This is a genomic window from Streptomyces sp. NPDC094032, assembly GCF_040303965.1.
In the GTDB taxonomy this organism is placed as follows: Bacteria; Actinomycetota; Actinomycetes; order Streptomycetales; family Streptomycetaceae; genus Streptomyces.
The window spans coordinates 92,358-105,136 of record NZ_JBEOUE010000004.1; the positions used below are offsets into that span (position 1 = coordinate 92,358).

11 protein-coding genes and 1 tRNA gene are annotated in these 12,779 nt (G+C 71.9%); 7 read left to right on the plus strand and 5 right to left on the minus strand.

Annotated features, from left to right (window positions below):
* Positions 1 to 70: 70 nt before the first annotated feature.
* Together ABTZ54_RS08600 and ABTZ54_RS08605 are read left to right on the plus strand one after the other, a co-directional pair.
* A complete protein-coding gene (locus tag ABTZ54_RS08600) occupies positions 71 to 1,486 on the plus strand; it encodes a YVTN family beta-propeller repeat protein (RefSeq protein WP_351658731.1) in 1,416 nt (471 codons plus the stop codon).
* Between the two features lie 116 nt (positions 1,487 to 1,602).
* Entirely contained in the window at positions 1,603 to 2,589 is a 987-nt protein-coding gene (locus tag ABTZ54_RS08605; protein ID WP_351658733.1) for a DUF389 domain-containing protein, read from the plus strand.
* Positions 2,590 to 2,632: 43 nt separating this feature from the next.
* On the opposite strand, the gene ABTZ54_RS08610 is transcribed toward ABTZ54_RS08605, so the two are convergent.
* Positions 2,633 to 4,051, minus strand: coding sequence for a DUF1214 domain-containing protein (locus ABTZ54_RS08610; protein ID WP_351658734.1), 1,419 nt, complete (start codon positions 4,049 to 4,051; stop codon positions 2,633 to 2,635).
* Positions 4,052 to 4,432: 381 nt separating this feature from the next.
* Between ABTZ54_RS08610 and ABTZ54_RS08615 the strand changes: the two genes are divergently transcribed.
* Positions 4,433 to 5,803, plus strand: a complete 1,371-nt coding sequence (locus ABTZ54_RS08615) for a DUF1254 domain-containing protein (RefSeq protein ID WP_351658736.1) — start codon at positions 4,433 to 4,435, stop codon at positions 5,801 to 5,803.
* 147 nt (positions 5,804 to 5,950) lie between these two features.
* Positions 5,951 to 6,616, plus strand: coding sequence for a DUF6928 family protein (locus tag ABTZ54_RS08620; RefSeq protein ID WP_351658738.1), 666 nt, complete (start codon positions 5,951 to 5,953; stop codon positions 6,614 to 6,616).
* A 102-nt stretch (positions 6,617 to 6,718) separates the two neighbouring features.
* On the opposite strand, the gene tatA is transcribed toward ABTZ54_RS08620, so the two are convergent.
* Both tatA and ABTZ54_RS08630 read right to left on the minus strand, forming a co-directional pair.
* Positions 6,719 to 6,985: a Sec-independent protein translocase subunit TatA gene (tatA, locus tag ABTZ54_RS08625; RefSeq protein ID WP_351658739.1), complete on the minus strand. Its 267-nt coding sequence runs from the start codon at positions 6,983 to 6,985 to the stop codon at positions 6,719 to 6,721.
* A 47-nt stretch (positions 6,986 to 7,032) separates the two neighbouring features.
* The gene (locus ABTZ54_RS08630) at positions 7,033 to 7,608 is read right to left on the minus strand and encodes a TerD family protein (protein WP_351658741.1); all 576 of its coding nucleotides are present in this window, start codon (positions 7,606 to 7,608) and stop codon (positions 7,033 to 7,035) included.
* A gap of 148 nt (positions 7,609 to 7,756) precedes the next feature.
* Between ABTZ54_RS08630 and ABTZ54_RS08635 the strand changes: the two genes are divergently transcribed.
* Positions 7,757 to 8,161 (plus strand): BlaI/MecI/CopY family transcriptional regulator, encoded by a 405-nt coding sequence (locus ABTZ54_RS08635; RefSeq protein WP_351658743.1) that lies wholly within the window; start codon positions 7,757 to 7,759, stop codon positions 8,159 to 8,161.
* A gap of 4 nt (positions 8,162 to 8,165) precedes the next feature.
* Complete coding sequence (locus ABTZ54_RS08640) at positions 8,166 to 9,113, plus strand: M56 family metallopeptidase (RefSeq protein ID WP_351658745.1); 948 nt, start codon at positions 8,166 to 8,168, stop codon at positions 9,111 to 9,113.
* Positions 9,114 to 9,168: 55 nt separating this feature from the next.
* Here the strand turns inward: ABTZ54_RS08640 and ABTZ54_RS08645 are convergent, their stop codons facing one another.
* A complete protein-coding gene (locus ABTZ54_RS08645; RefSeq protein WP_351658746.1) occupies positions 9,169 to 10,224 on the minus strand; it encodes a sporulation protein in 1,056 nt (351 codons plus the stop codon).
* Positions 10,225 to 10,744: 520 nt separating this feature from the next.
* Positions 10,745 to 10,817: transfer RNA gene (locus tag ABTZ54_RS08650), tRNA-Arg, on the minus strand.
* Between the two features lie 306 nt (positions 10,818 to 11,123).
* On the opposite strand from ABTZ54_RS08650, the gene ABTZ54_RS08655 reads away from it, so the two are divergent.
* Positions 11,124 to 12,773, plus strand: coding sequence for a dynamin family protein (locus tag ABTZ54_RS08655; protein ID WP_351658748.1), 1,650 nt, complete (start codon positions 11,124 to 11,126; stop codon positions 12,771 to 12,773).
* The last annotated feature ends 6 nt before the right edge of the window (positions 12,774 to 12,779 follow it).

Below are 12,779 nucleotides of genomic sequence, written 5' to 3' on the forward strand. Positions count from 1 at the left end.
AGGGGCGGAAGGCCAAGGCCCGCCCCCGCCCCCTCCACCGGTCCGTGATCCGCTCTGAATCGAGGCACCCGTGCGTCACCGAACACCTCCCCGGAACGTCTGCTCCGCCCCGCCCGGCGCCCGCCGGAGGGCCGCCGCGGCCGGGGCGCTGGCCCTGGTGGCCACGCTCCTCGCCGCCCCGGCCGGTCTGGCGGCCGCGCCCGCGAGCGCGGCGGGCCCCGCGCATCCGACGGCGTACGTGGCGAACTTCGACGGCATGAGCGTGTCGGCCGTCGACACCGTCACCGGCGAGACCGTGGCCACGGTCCCGGTGGGCAAGTACGCCGAGAGCGTGGCCGTCACTCCCGACGGCACCCGCGCCTACGTCGCCCACGGCTCCGACCGCGCCATCTCGGTGATCGACACCGCCACCAACACGGTCACCGCCGCCTTCCCCTTCGGGCGGTACCCGGCCGACATCGCGATCGCCCCCGACGGCACCCGCGCCTACGTCGCGGACAACTTCGAGGGCGTGGTACGGGTCCTGGACCTGGCCACCAACACCGAACTGGCCTCCGTCCCCACCCCCGACAACCCGGTCGCCGTCGCGGTCAGCCGCTCCGGCAAGGAGGTGTACGTCGCGAGCGCCACCACCGGCCAGGTGCGCGCGATCGACACGGCCACCGACACCGTGACCGCGACCATCGAGGTCGGCGGAGATCTCCAGAGCCTGGCCATCGCGCCCGACGGCCGCCACGTCTACGTAGGCGACGTCTCCGGCGGCGCGGCCGTGGTGATCGACACCGCGAGCCACACGGTCACCGCCACCGTCCCCACCGGCAAGCGCCCCAGCGCCGTCACCGTCTCCGCCGACGGCACCCGCGCCTACGTGGCCAACGCGGCCGACAACAACGTCTCCGTGATCGACACGGCCACCCACACGGTCACCGCCACGATCCCGGTCGGCAAGGAGCCGGGCGGATTGGCGCTCACCCCAGACGGGCGCGGCCTGTACGTCGCCAACTTCAACAGCGCCACCGTCTCCGTCGTCGACACCGCTACCAACACGGTCACGGCGACCAGGGCGGTCGGCCGCTCCCCGACGAGCGTCGCCATCACCCCGCCCGCCGATCTGGCCCTCGCCCTGACCGCCACCCCCGTCCCGGGGCTCGCGGGCCGGATCGACTACACCGTCACCCTCACCAACCGGGGCCCCGCCGCCGTCACGGGCGTCGTCGTCACCGCCACCCTGCCCGAGGGAGCCACCGCCACCAGCGGCGACTGCACCACCGCGCCCGGCACGGTGACCTGCGCCCTGCCCGACCCGCCCCCGGGGACGAGCGCGACCCGCACCTTCAGCATCCCCGTCGCCCCCCTGGCCCTGGGCACCCCCTACACCGTCACCGCCGCCGTCACCGCCTCGACCCCGGTCGACCCGGACGCCGGGGCCAAGTCGGTGAGCCGCACCTGCACGGTGATCACCGCCCTGGCCGTCAACTGCACCTGACCGACGGGGCTTGTCGGGACCCCTGCCAGGCGCCCCCTATGGGATAACGGAATTCACTCAAAATCCTATAAAGGGGGCGCAAAGTGGTCGAAGTCGACAAGGCGGCTGCCCGGCGAATGGCCGACGCACTGTTCATCGAGCGGGCGTGGCGCAGTCGCAGTGCTTCGCGGTTCTGGGTGCTGCTGGTCCTCGCGTCGGTCATCGCGGGCGCGGGGGTGGTCGGGGACTCCACCGCCACCGTCATCGGAGCGATGATCGTGGCTCCGCTGATGACGCCCATCCTCGGTACCGCCCTCGCCCTGGTCCTCGCCGACCACGCGCACGTCGTACGCAGCGCGCTGCTCGTGCTCGGCGGTGCGGTGGCGGTCGTGCTCATCGGGATGCTGCTGGGCTGGATCGCCGCGCCTCCCGACGCGTTCGCGAGCAACAGCCAGGTGTCCTCCCGGATCAGCCCGCGGCTGATCGACCTGCTCGCCGCGCTCGCCACCGGAACGGTCGGGGCGTTCGCCCTGGTCCGTACCGACATCTCCGACACCCTGCCGGGCGTCGCCATCGCCATCTCCCTCGTCCCGCCGCTGGCCGTGACGGGGCTGCTGATCACGGTGGGGCGCTACCACGACGCCGGCGAGTCCGCACTCCTGTTCGCCACCAACGTCGCCGCCATCGTCGCCACCGGCACCCTCGTCTTCCTCGTCTACCGGGTCCGGGACGCCGCCCGCGCGGCCGGTCTGACCGTGGGCGCCTTCCACGGACGTACCCTCGTGGCGGTCGCGGCCGTGGTGCTGCTCGTCGCCGTCCCCCTCACCACCGGCACGATCTCCGTCGCCAGGGACCGCGCCCTGGCCGCCGACGCCCGTCCCGTCGCCGAGCGCTGGGCGGCGGCCGGAGCCTGGCAGATCGCCTCCGTCGAGGCCCGTAACGGCGTCGTCCTCGTCGGTGTCCTCGGCCTTCCGCCCCAGCCCGCCCCCACCGCCCTGCGCGCCGCGCTCGACCACGCCGGGATGGGCGACGCCGACCTCCAGCTCCGGCTCGTCGGCGGGCGCACCCACTGGTGCCCCGCCGGCACCGCCACCTGCACCGTGGCGGACGCGCCGGTCGGCTGACCGTGATCGCGAGGCCGTCGCGATCACGGTCGGGCGGCGTGGGTCAGAGGGCGGTGAAGTCGGGCAGGCCCCAGGTCTTGTCGAAGTAGGGCTGGGTGGGGCCGTAGAGGCGGAAGTAGACGAACCAGCCGTCGTCGCCGGTGGTCTTCATCCAGTTGCTCCCGGCGCCTTCGGGCGCGGTCGGGCCGATGTAGAGGTCGATGCTGCCGTCGGTGTTGAAGACGAGGCTCTCGTCGCGGCTGTCGAGGCTGACGTCGCGGATGGTGGTCCCGCCGTTGTCGTAGGGGCGGCGGGTGGCCTCGCTGTAGAGGGTCAGGGACCAGAACTGGTTCACGGGGACGCCGTCGGGGACGTGGAGGCGGTAGGCGCGGTCGGCGCGGAGGAGCGCGCCGTCGCCGTCGCGCTTGGTGGTCATGTAGACCTGCCCCTTGTCGACCGTGGGGCTGACCATGCCCTTGCTGCTGCCCACGGCCTCGTAGAACCAGGTCGCGCGCTCGTCGAGCTGGAGGGCGGTGTCGGTCTCCTGCTCCAGGGAGAAGTCGAAGCTCTTGAACCAGCGGGTGCCCTCCCAGTACGGGCTGTCGTGACGGGGAGAGACCTGGTTGGCGCGGGCCATCAGCTCGCCGATCGCGGCGCCGTTCTCCAGGATCAGACGCTGGCGGGCGTCCGGATCGAACGGCTGCCCGGGGGCGATGCCCAGGGGTTCGAGCATGGCCATGATGCCCTTGTCGATCTCCCGGACCGGTTCCTGCTCCAGGACGTTGGCGAGGTCCTGCCAGTAGCGCAGACCGCGGGCGGGGCTCGCGGACCACTCCTGGTCGACGTTCTCGATGAACCGCGCGGGCCCCGGCTCGTCGCCCTCGCGCCAGATCCGGAAGCCGTCCTTGACCGCTTCCATCACCTTCGGATCCGGGTCGAGGACGCGGAAGAGGATCCAGGAGTTGACCGTCGCGGAGCGGACCACGACCCGGCCGGAGTCCTCGTAGGGTGCGGCGTCCGCGTCCGGGCCCAGGACGACGTAACCGCCGCCGTTCCCGCCGTCGGGGCCGGTCTGCCCGAGGTCGGTCGCCGGGCGCTGCCAGAAGTCCAGGACGCCGCCGGCGGTGGGGCCGGCCGGGTAGTCGAAGAGGACCGGGCCGTCGGCCAGGCTCATGAAGTTGCCGATGTACGGGGTCGTCAGGTTCGCCGTGAGGATGCCGCGCTTCTCCCGCAGCGTCTGGTAGACGACGAAGTCGGCGAGACCGGTGGCGCCGAAGGTGGCGGCGGCCTGGTCGCGCCAGGTGGCCGTACCCATGAGCGGCGTGAACCACACGTACGCCTGGCTCGCACGCTGCGCGTCCAGCTCGTTCAGGAGCAGGGCGGACGAGGCGTCGGTCGGGTAGTTCTGTTCCAGACGGATCGTGCCGAACGACGTCTCGATCGTCTCGTCACCGGTCAACGACGCCTCGCGAGGACTCGTCATCTGCTGGACCACATCCCTTGTCGTGTGCCGCTCCGCACTCCGCACTCCGCAGGAGGGCAGCCGGAAGCCACCCGCCGACCCCCACGGGGGCGGATACCGTGCGTGATGATGTCTGACGCAGCGTAGGGTGCGGCGGGCGCCCGCCTGAAGGCTCCTTCCGGACAATCGGACGGCTGGGCAATCGGACTGCCGGACTGCCGGACTGCCGGACTGCCGGACCGCCGGACTGCCGGACGACCGGACCGCCGGACGACCGGACCGCCGGACCGAAGCCCGCCACGGGTCACCCGTTCGGCCCTCCCCGGTCGCCGGCCCGCCCCGGCGTTCTTAACGTGCCACCTGTCGGGGAGCACGCGAAGAGAAGACGGGAAGGGGCAGAGCATGTCGTCTGAGCTCGCAGGTCCGGGGGCGCTGACCCGGATGCCGGAATCGTTCGTGCGGGCGATGGGCCGGGTCGCCTACATCTGGGGCTGGCCGATGGTCTCGATGATCAACCGGCGCACCGCGCTCACCTCCGTACCGGAGCCGGGACTTCGCGGCGGAGTGCTGCCGAACGCGCCCGTCGGCCGGGTGTGCATGATGACCGACTACATTCCCGCGGGGCAGCGATTCGTGGCGTGCACCAACCAGGACGTGCTGTACGGGTTCGGCTTCGGCAGCCTGGACGAGCAGCCGGCGGTCTTCCAGATCCCCGACTTCGGCGACCGTTTCTGGGTCGCCGCGGCCTGGGACCACCGCACCGACTCCTTCGCCGAGATGGGCAAGCAGTACGGCACCAAGCCCGGCTTCTACGCCGTCGTCGGCCCGAACTGGAAGGGCGAACTGCCCGCCGGAATCACCGGCTCGTTCCGCTCCTCGACGGCCCTGGCCGCGTTCTGCCCCCGGGTCTTCATCGAGGACACCCCGGAGGACCGCGCGAAGGTCATGGAGCTCCTGCCGTACGTCACGATCTACCCGCTGGACCAGTTCGACGGCACGATGAAGACCGAGGACTGGGCGAACGTCCCGACCTTCCCCGTACCCGGGGAGGCGACCGAGGGCGAGATCCGCTGGGTCGACCCCGCCCACTTCTTCGACCAGCTGCCCGAGGTCCTCGCCACCGTGCCGCCCCTGCCCGGCGAGGAGGCGCTCTACGGGCAGTTCCGCCGGCTGCTGGCGGCGGCCGAAGCCTCGCCCGAGGTCAAGAAGACCCTGGTCGACGTGGCGCACGAGACCGAGCGGGAGGCCATCACCCCGCTGCTGCGCTGGGAGTTCAACGGCCCCGCCGCGGGCAACAACTGGTTCTCCCCGACCAACAACTCCGCGTTCGGCACCGACTACCTCACCCGCACGGCGATCGCCCGCTCCAACATGTTCGAGAACACGCCGCGGGAGACCAAGTACCTCTTCACCGACACCGACATCGACGGTGCCCCGCTCGACGGCACCCACACCTACACGGTGCACTTCCCCGCCGGCGAACTTCCCCCGGTGAACGGATTCTTCTCACTGACCCTGTACAACGAGCACCACTTCTACTACGAGAACGATCTGGGCCGGTACTCCCTGGGAACGAAGAACCCCGACCTGGTCCACGGCACGGACGGCTCCCTCACCCTCTACGTGGGCAACACCCCGCCCCCCGACACCCCGCCGGCCAACTGGCTCCCCGCCCCCACAACCGCGTTCTCCCTCTACATCCGCGCCTACTGGCCCCAGCCCCCCATCCTCGACACCACCTGGACCCCACCCCGCGTCGAACGCACCAACTGACCGAACCACCGGCCGGCCCACCCGCCCGTGACTGAAGACCGCCCCCGACCATGCGCGGATGCGGCCGGCAGCCGGGCGCCGCCGAAGACGTCGGGCGGCGTCTTCGGGACGGCTGGACTGTCAGTGGCTCCGGATAGCGTGCGGCGCATGGGAGCGAAGACGGCACTACTGGCGTACGCGGACGGAGACGTGGCCTCGGTGCTGAAAGCGGTCGGTGAGCCGACAGCCGAGGACACGGCGGCGCTGATCGCCCGCGTCTTCCAGGGCTGCCGCGCGGAGCCGACGGAGGGGGAGGTGCTGGCAGAAGCGACGCACCCGCCGGACGGCCTCACGTACGCGGTCAGCTTCCAGGGCGTGGACGTGGTCTGCGACCGGCGCCTGATGTTCGACCGCCCGTCGGAGCTGCCGGCACATCTCCTGGAAGTGGCAGCGGGACGCCGCGTGATTCTGCACGCGATGCACAGCGTCTCGGACTGGCTCGCCTTCGCGGTCTGGGAAGACGGCCGCCTCATCCGATCACTGAGCCTCTCCCCGGACGGCGGCATCTCGGAGAACATCGGCGACCCACTCCCCTTCGAGACGCCCTACTGGGCAGGCGACCGTCCCGTGAAGTTCCCCCCGGAGCGAGGCGAGCAGCCATACGCGCTGTCCTTCCACCCCCTGGATCTGGGCAACGAAGCCTTGCGCGCCTTCTTCGGCTTCCGCCTGGAAGGCCGGCCCGCCCCCGACGACGTCGACCCGGATGAGGTCCCACTGCTCGGTTTCCGCCGGCCTCGCCATGGCGAACGGCGAGGGCACCCCATCGCCCGCTGAAGCGGCCACGCGCCTTCCCGAGGTGCACCGCACCGGAGGCGGGGCTCGCGGACTGGCCGCTTGTTCGGGTAGCAGCCGGTCCAGCGTGTGCAGGCGAGCTGGTCAGGAGGGGGTCTGCGGCGTGCCGGGGTGCTCGGCGTGTGCCTGGGGCTGGGTCCGAGCCTGGGGCGGAGTCTGGGCCGGGTGGCTGTCGGTGACCTGGTAGGTGGCCTGTTGTTCCGGGGCGCCCTCGGTCTTCATCGCCTTGGTCTCGCTCTTGAGGATGCGTGCGGCCTTGCCGGCGTTCCGGGCGAGCTCGGGGAGCTTCTTGGCGCCGACGAGGAGGATCACGACGATCAGGAGGATCGCTATCTCGCTGATACCGAACACGGTCTTCCGTTCTCTGGCTCTGGAGGGGTGTTCCGGGCGGGCGTGTCTCAGACGTTGACGCCGAAGTCGGCAGCGATGCCTGCGAGTCCGGACGCGTAGCCCTGGCCGACGGCCCGGAACTTCCACTCGGCGGCGTGCCGGTACAGCTCGCCGAAGACCATCGCGGTCTCGGTGGCGGCGTCCTCGGAGAGGTCGTAGCGGGCGAGCTCGACGCCGTTCGCCTGGTTGACGACGCGGATGAAGGCGTTGCGGATCTGGCCGAAGCTCTGGCCCCGGTTGTCGGCGTCGTGGATCGAGACCGGGAAAACGATCTTCGTGACATCGGCGGGGACGGCGGACAGGTCGACCTTGATGCTCTCGTCGTCCCCGTCGCCCTCGCCGGTGAGGTTGTCGCCGGTGTGCTCGACGGAACCGTCCGGGCTGGTCAGGTTGTTGTAGAAGACGAAGTGCAGGTCGGAGGCGACCTTTCCCGTGTCGTTCAGGAGCAGCGCGCTCGCGTCCAGGTCGTGGTCGGCGCCGGTCGTCGTACGGACGTCCCAGCCGAGGCCGACCAGGACCGCGGTCAGCCCGGGGGCCTCCTTCGTCAGCGAGACGTTGCCGCCCTTGGCGAGGCTCACACCCATGTCTGGTTCCTTCCGGGCCGTGACGTACTGGAGTCGTTAAATCTACAGTGTTGTAGAAGGCTCGGGGAAGGGCGGGATCCGGCGTGTGCCGGCTCAGTACGATGTACCTCCCCACTGGGCGGGTCGGCGCGACGGGAGGGGCGGCGGAATGACGAAGAGCGAGCGAGGCGGCGTGGACGCCTCTCGCAGGCGGCGGGGGCAGGGCGAGCTGGAGATCCAGGTCCTGGCCGCCCTGCGGCAGTCGCCGGGGCCCCGCACCGCGGGGTGGGTGCGGGAGCGACTCGGCGGCGACCTCGCGTACACGACCGTCATCACGATCCTGACCCGGCTGCACGGCAAGGGCGCGGTGAGCCGAGAGCGGGTGGGCCGTTCCTTCGAGTGGACGGCGGTCTCCGACGAGGCGGGTCTCGCGGCGCTGCGCATGCGCAGGGTCCTGGACGGTGAGACGGATCGGGAGGCGGTGCTGGCCCGCTTCGTGACGGGGCTCTCGTCGCATGACGAGTACCTGCTCAGGGGCCTGCTGGCACAGGACCCCGTGGAGGGGGAAGACTGACCGCATGGGGGTCTTCGTCTTCCTGCCGCTGGTTCTGCCGCTGACGGCATGGCCTGTCGCACGCCTCGCCGCACACCGCCTCCATCCTCGGATGGCCACGTGGCTGCTGACGGTCGTCTCCGCCGTACTCGCCCTGTGCAGCACCCTGTGCCTGGTCCTGTTGATGGTGGTCGGGACGGCGCAGCTCCCCGGCAACCCGCTGCCTGACGGATGGTCCGATCCCGAAGTGCGCGAGGCCGTTCCGTACGACGAGGTCGCGGGCAAGGTCGCCATCCCTGCTCTGTGCGCCGTTCTCGCCTCCTGCATGCGGGCCGCGTGGCGGCATCGATGGCTACGCCGCGAGGCCGGCCGGGCGCTGGCGGGTCTGCCCGCCACCGCGGTCGTGGTGCTGCCCGAGGAGAGCGCCTACGCGTACGCGCTCCCGGGTGGAAGGGGCGGAAGAGGCGGCAGGGGGCGTGTGGTGGTCACGACGGCGATGCTCGACACCCTGACCGGACCGGAGCGCCGCGCACTCTTCGCCCACGAGCGCGCCCACCTGGACGCCCGGCACCACCTGTTCCTGTTGACCGTCCAACTGGCGGCCCGCGCCAACCCGTTCCTGCGGCCCCTTCGCACGGCGGTCGCCTACACCGCGGAGCGCTGGGCGGACGAGGAGGCCGCCGACCGGGTCGGCAGTCGGCGGACCGTGGCCCGGGCGGTCGGCAAGGCCGCGCTGATCTCCCGGGGCGCGCCCTCCGTGACGCTCGCGGGATTCGCCCCGGCGGGGCCCGTGCCCCGCCGCGTCGCCGCTCTGCTGGGCCCCGCGCCCGCCGCGCTGGCCTGGCCGTCGCTGTTCACGAGTGCGGGCCTGGCCGCGTGGGCCGCGGCGGCGGGCACCACGCTCTCCGCGCTCTCCTCGGCGAACTCCGCCGTCACGCTGTTCCTGATTCTGAAGGCGGCGACCCCGCTCTGACGCGGCCCGATGTGCGGCCGCCCGCAGGCCGCACATCGGGCGGGCGCCCGGGGGCTCAGCCCTCGTCGCCCTCTTCCTCGTCGCCCTCTTCCTCGTCGCCCTCGAAGAAGTCACCGATCTCGTCGATGGCCTCGGCCGCGACCATTCCGCCGACGACGCCGACGGCGAGTCCGCCCGCGCCCGCGGCGATCGCGGTGCCCATGCCCGGTCCGGAGCGGTGCCCGTGGTCGTCGTGGTGACCGTCGTGCCCGTAGTGCCCGTGACCGTCCTTGTCGGCGTACGGGGAGCCATGGCCGTAGCCGGAGTGGGATCCGTACGCGGAAGGGGCAACGTACGCGGCGCGGTGCTCGACGAGGCGACGGATCCAGCCGTCCACCTCGGCGTTCCAGTCGGTGTGCTCGACGCCGTGGTGGGCGACCGTGAAGCGGGTGAGGGCGTCGTGCCCCTCGGAGAAGAAGCTGCCGCGCTTGTCGGCCTCCAGGACCACCTCAAGGCCGGCCGGGCCGGCCAGGAAGGTCACCTCGATCTCGTTGACCTGATGGGCGTACGGGGGTGCCGGGGCGAGCTCGATCTCCTGGTAGAAGGGCAGCTGCTGGTGGGTCCCCCGGATATGGCCGAGTTCGAGGTCGGCGGACTTGAAGCCGAAGCCGAGCTGGCCGAGGGCTTCGAGGATCGCCTCCTGGGCGGGCAGGGGCCGGACGGAGAGCGGGTCGAGGTCGCCCTTGTCCTTGGCGCCGGCGACGCCGAGCTCGGTGCGTACACCGAGGACGACGCCGAGGCCCTGCCCGTACAGCTCGGTGATCGGCGTCTCCCACGGCAGCGGGAACGCGAACGGAACGCTGCGGTGCTCGTCCGCCGAGAGGCGGAAGTTCCCGCCGGCGACGTACCGGTGGAAGACCACCATGCCCTCGGACTCGCCGCCGTCGTGCTCGGCCTCGACGCGGGCCACGAGCTCCAGGGTGATGTGCTCGATGCCGAAGTCGGCGTTGCCGCCCCGCAGGTGGATCTGGCCGCTCAGGGTGCCTCCGGGCGTGATCGAGCCGGGATCGAGCACGGTGTCCACAGAGGGGCCCCCGACGCCGAGCGAGCCGAGCAGACGCTTGAACACCATGAGACGTTCACTCCTTCACATAGCTTGTGTGGTCCGGCAGTTCGGGCGGTCCGACCTCAGACCATCTACACGTCTGTAGAAGCATAGGGCCGCCCGCCCGCTCGCGAAATCGACCACCATCGAACGGGGGCGGCTTCCGGCCGCTCGCGCTTCGTCGAGCATCCCGGGCTTCGCACAGGCGTGCATAAAGCCGCCCGCTCGCCTGCCCGTCGATGCCACCCGAGGACGAGAACGGAGCGAGCGCCCCGCGATGGCTGAGCCTCCCGGCAACAGCCGTAGCGTCTCCCGCCGACACGCTCTCCCGCGCGGTCGAACAACTCCGCCGGCGCCGTGGGCGGCCCGAAAACCTCAGGCCGCTTTCGGGCCGATCGCCCGCCGGGGGCCGATTCTGACCGGTTCCAGCCGGACCGATCCGGCCACGCGTGCCCGGCACCCGAGTACGCGCCGACCTCCCCACCCGCGACCGAAAACCACCCCCGACCAGCAAAAAGACCCTCCCGAAGGAGGGTCTGTGGCGTTGCGCCCCCGGCAGGACTCGAACCTGCGGCCAAGTGCTTAGAAGGCACCTGCTCTATCCGCTGAGCTACGGGGGCCGGCGGTGGCCCGGTGGTGGGCCGGGGTCCGCGGGTGGGGCGGGTGTGGCCTGACGGGACAAGGATAGGGCTCCGATCCCCCTGGCCCGCTTGCTTCACCTGCGTGCCACGATGTGGAGGTTCGGTGAAGCGGTCCGATAATCGCAGGCAGGTGCGATTCGCGCAGCGCTTTTCGCGCCACTCGGGCCGGGTGTTGTGCACTCGTTATGCCTGAGCTCTCCCGGCTACATCCGTTCGGTCGGCGCGTAGGGTCCCCATACGCTTCAAAAAGACTCCAAAATTGGGCATTCTTCACATGTGGTGACCTTGGACGAACGGCCTCAGCTGATCGACGCACTCTCCGCCCTGCGCGACCGTGTCGCCGCCGTGCGTCTCCCCCTCCCTCTCCCGGGCGCCCCCCGGGCCCGGCAGACCCGGGCCGAGCTGCTCGCCCAGCTCGACGACTATCTGGTGCCCCGTCTCAGAGATCCCGACGCCCCGCTGCTCGCCGTCGTCGGCGGGTCCACCGGGGCCGGCAAGTCCACGCTCGTCAACTCGCTGGTGGGGCGCCGCGTCAGCGAGGCCGGAGTGCTGCGGCCGACCACCCGTACGCCCGTCCTGGTCTGCCACCCCGAGGACCACCACTGGTTCGCCGGCATGCGCGTGCTGCCCCAGCTCACCCGCGTCTGGCTGCCCCAGCAGGACGAGGAGCAGCCCGCCGACGAGCCCGAGGAGGAGAACTCCCTGCGCGTCGAGACCGCCGCCACCCTGCCCCGCGGGCTCGCCCTCCTCGACGCCCCCGACATCGACTCCCTCGTCGTCGAGAACCGGCTCCTCGCCGCCGAGTTGATCTGCGCCGCCGACGTCTGGATCATGGTCACCACCGCCTCCCGGTACGCCGACGCCGTCCCCTGGCATCTGCTCCGTACCGCCAAGGAGTACGACGCCACCCTCGTCACCGTCCTCGACCGCGTCCCCCACCAGGTCATCGGCGAGGTCTCCCGCCAGTACGAGGCGCTCCTCGACAAGGCCGGGCTCGGCGACCTGCCCCGGTTCACCATCCCCGAGCTCCCCGAGTCCGCCGGCGGCGGCAGCGGACTGCTCCCCGACACCGCCGTCGCCCCGCTGCGCGGCTGGCTCGCCCACTGCGCCCAGGACCCGGCCGCCCGCCAGCAGGCCGTCGGCCGTACAGCCGCCGGTGTCATCGACTCCCTCGACACCCGCATGCCCGAGCTCGCCGGCGCCGTCGCCGCCCAGTACGCGGCGGCCGTACGCCTCGGCGGCGCCGTCGAAGGCGCCTACGGCGAGCAGGGGCGACGGGTCCGCGAGCAGGTACGCCGGGGCGCCGTCCTCGCCGGGGACGCCCGCACCCGCTGGCGCGGCTACCCCCGCGACAGCACGGCCGAGGAGCTCCTCGACGCCCTCGTCGAATCCCTCGCCGCCCTCGTCCAGTGCGCCGTCGCCGCCGCCGACGAGCGCGTACGTGACGCCTGGCGCCGCGAACCAGCCGCCGGCGCCCTCGCCCCCGGCGACCGCACCGGGCCCGGCAAGGACGCGGGCGAGCGGACCGCCATGACCGTACGGCGCTGGCGGCGCGTCCTGGAGGAGACGGTCGAGGAAGAGGTACGGGGGATGGAACGCCCGGCCGCCTCGCGGGGATCGGGCCGGGGTACCGGCCGGGCACGCGGCGCCACCGCCGCCGCGCCCGACAACGAGACCCTCACCGCCCTCCTCGCCGCCGTCCTCCTCGGCGGGCGCCGCACCCGTGCCGCGGGCGACCGCCTCGCCGAACTCCTCGGCGCCCAGGGCGCCCTGCTCCTGCGCGACAAGGGCGGCGAGCTGCTCCGCACGTATCTCGACCGCGCCCTCCACACCGAACGCGACCGGCGTCTCGCACCCCTCGACGCCCTCGACGTGACCCCCGAGCCGCAGGCCGAGCTGATCGCCGCGCTCTCCGTACTGCAGAAGGAGAAGTGACGCAGT

Bases quoted from the DNA above. Each gene is read 5' to 3' on its own strand.
- ABTZ54_RS08620 (WP_351658738.1), top strand. From the start codon at position 5,951: ATGGGAGCGAAGACGGCACTACTGGCGTACGCGGACGGAGACGTGGCC.
- ABTZ54_RS08615 (WP_351658736.1), top strand. From the start codon at position 4,433: ATGTCGTCTGAGCTCGCAGGTCCGGGGGCGCTGACCCGGATGCCGGAA.
- ABTZ54_RS08630 (WP_351658741.1), bottom strand. From the start codon at position 7,608: ATGGGTGTGAGCCTCGCCAAGGGCGGCAACGTCTCGCTGACGAAGGAG.
- ABTZ54_RS08635 (WP_351658743.1), top strand. From the start codon at position 7,757: ATGACGAAGAGCGAGCGAGGCGGCGTGGACGCCTCTCGCAGGCGGCGG.
- ABTZ54_RS08640 (WP_351658745.1), top strand. From the start codon at position 8,166: ATGGGGGTCTTCGTCTTCCTGCCGCTGGTTCTGCCGCTGACGGCATGG.
- ABTZ54_RS08645 (WP_351658746.1), bottom strand. From the start codon at position 10,224: ATGGTGTTCAAGCGTCTGCTCGGCTCGCTCGGCGTCGGGGGCCCCTCT.
- ABTZ54_RS08610 (WP_351658734.1), bottom strand. From the start codon at position 4,051: ATGACGAGTCCTCGCGAGGCGTCGTTGACCGGTGACGAGACGATCGAG.
- ABTZ54_RS08605 (WP_351658733.1), top strand. From the start codon at position 1,603: ATGGCCGACGCACTGTTCATCGAGCGGGCGTGGCGCAGTCGCAGTGCT.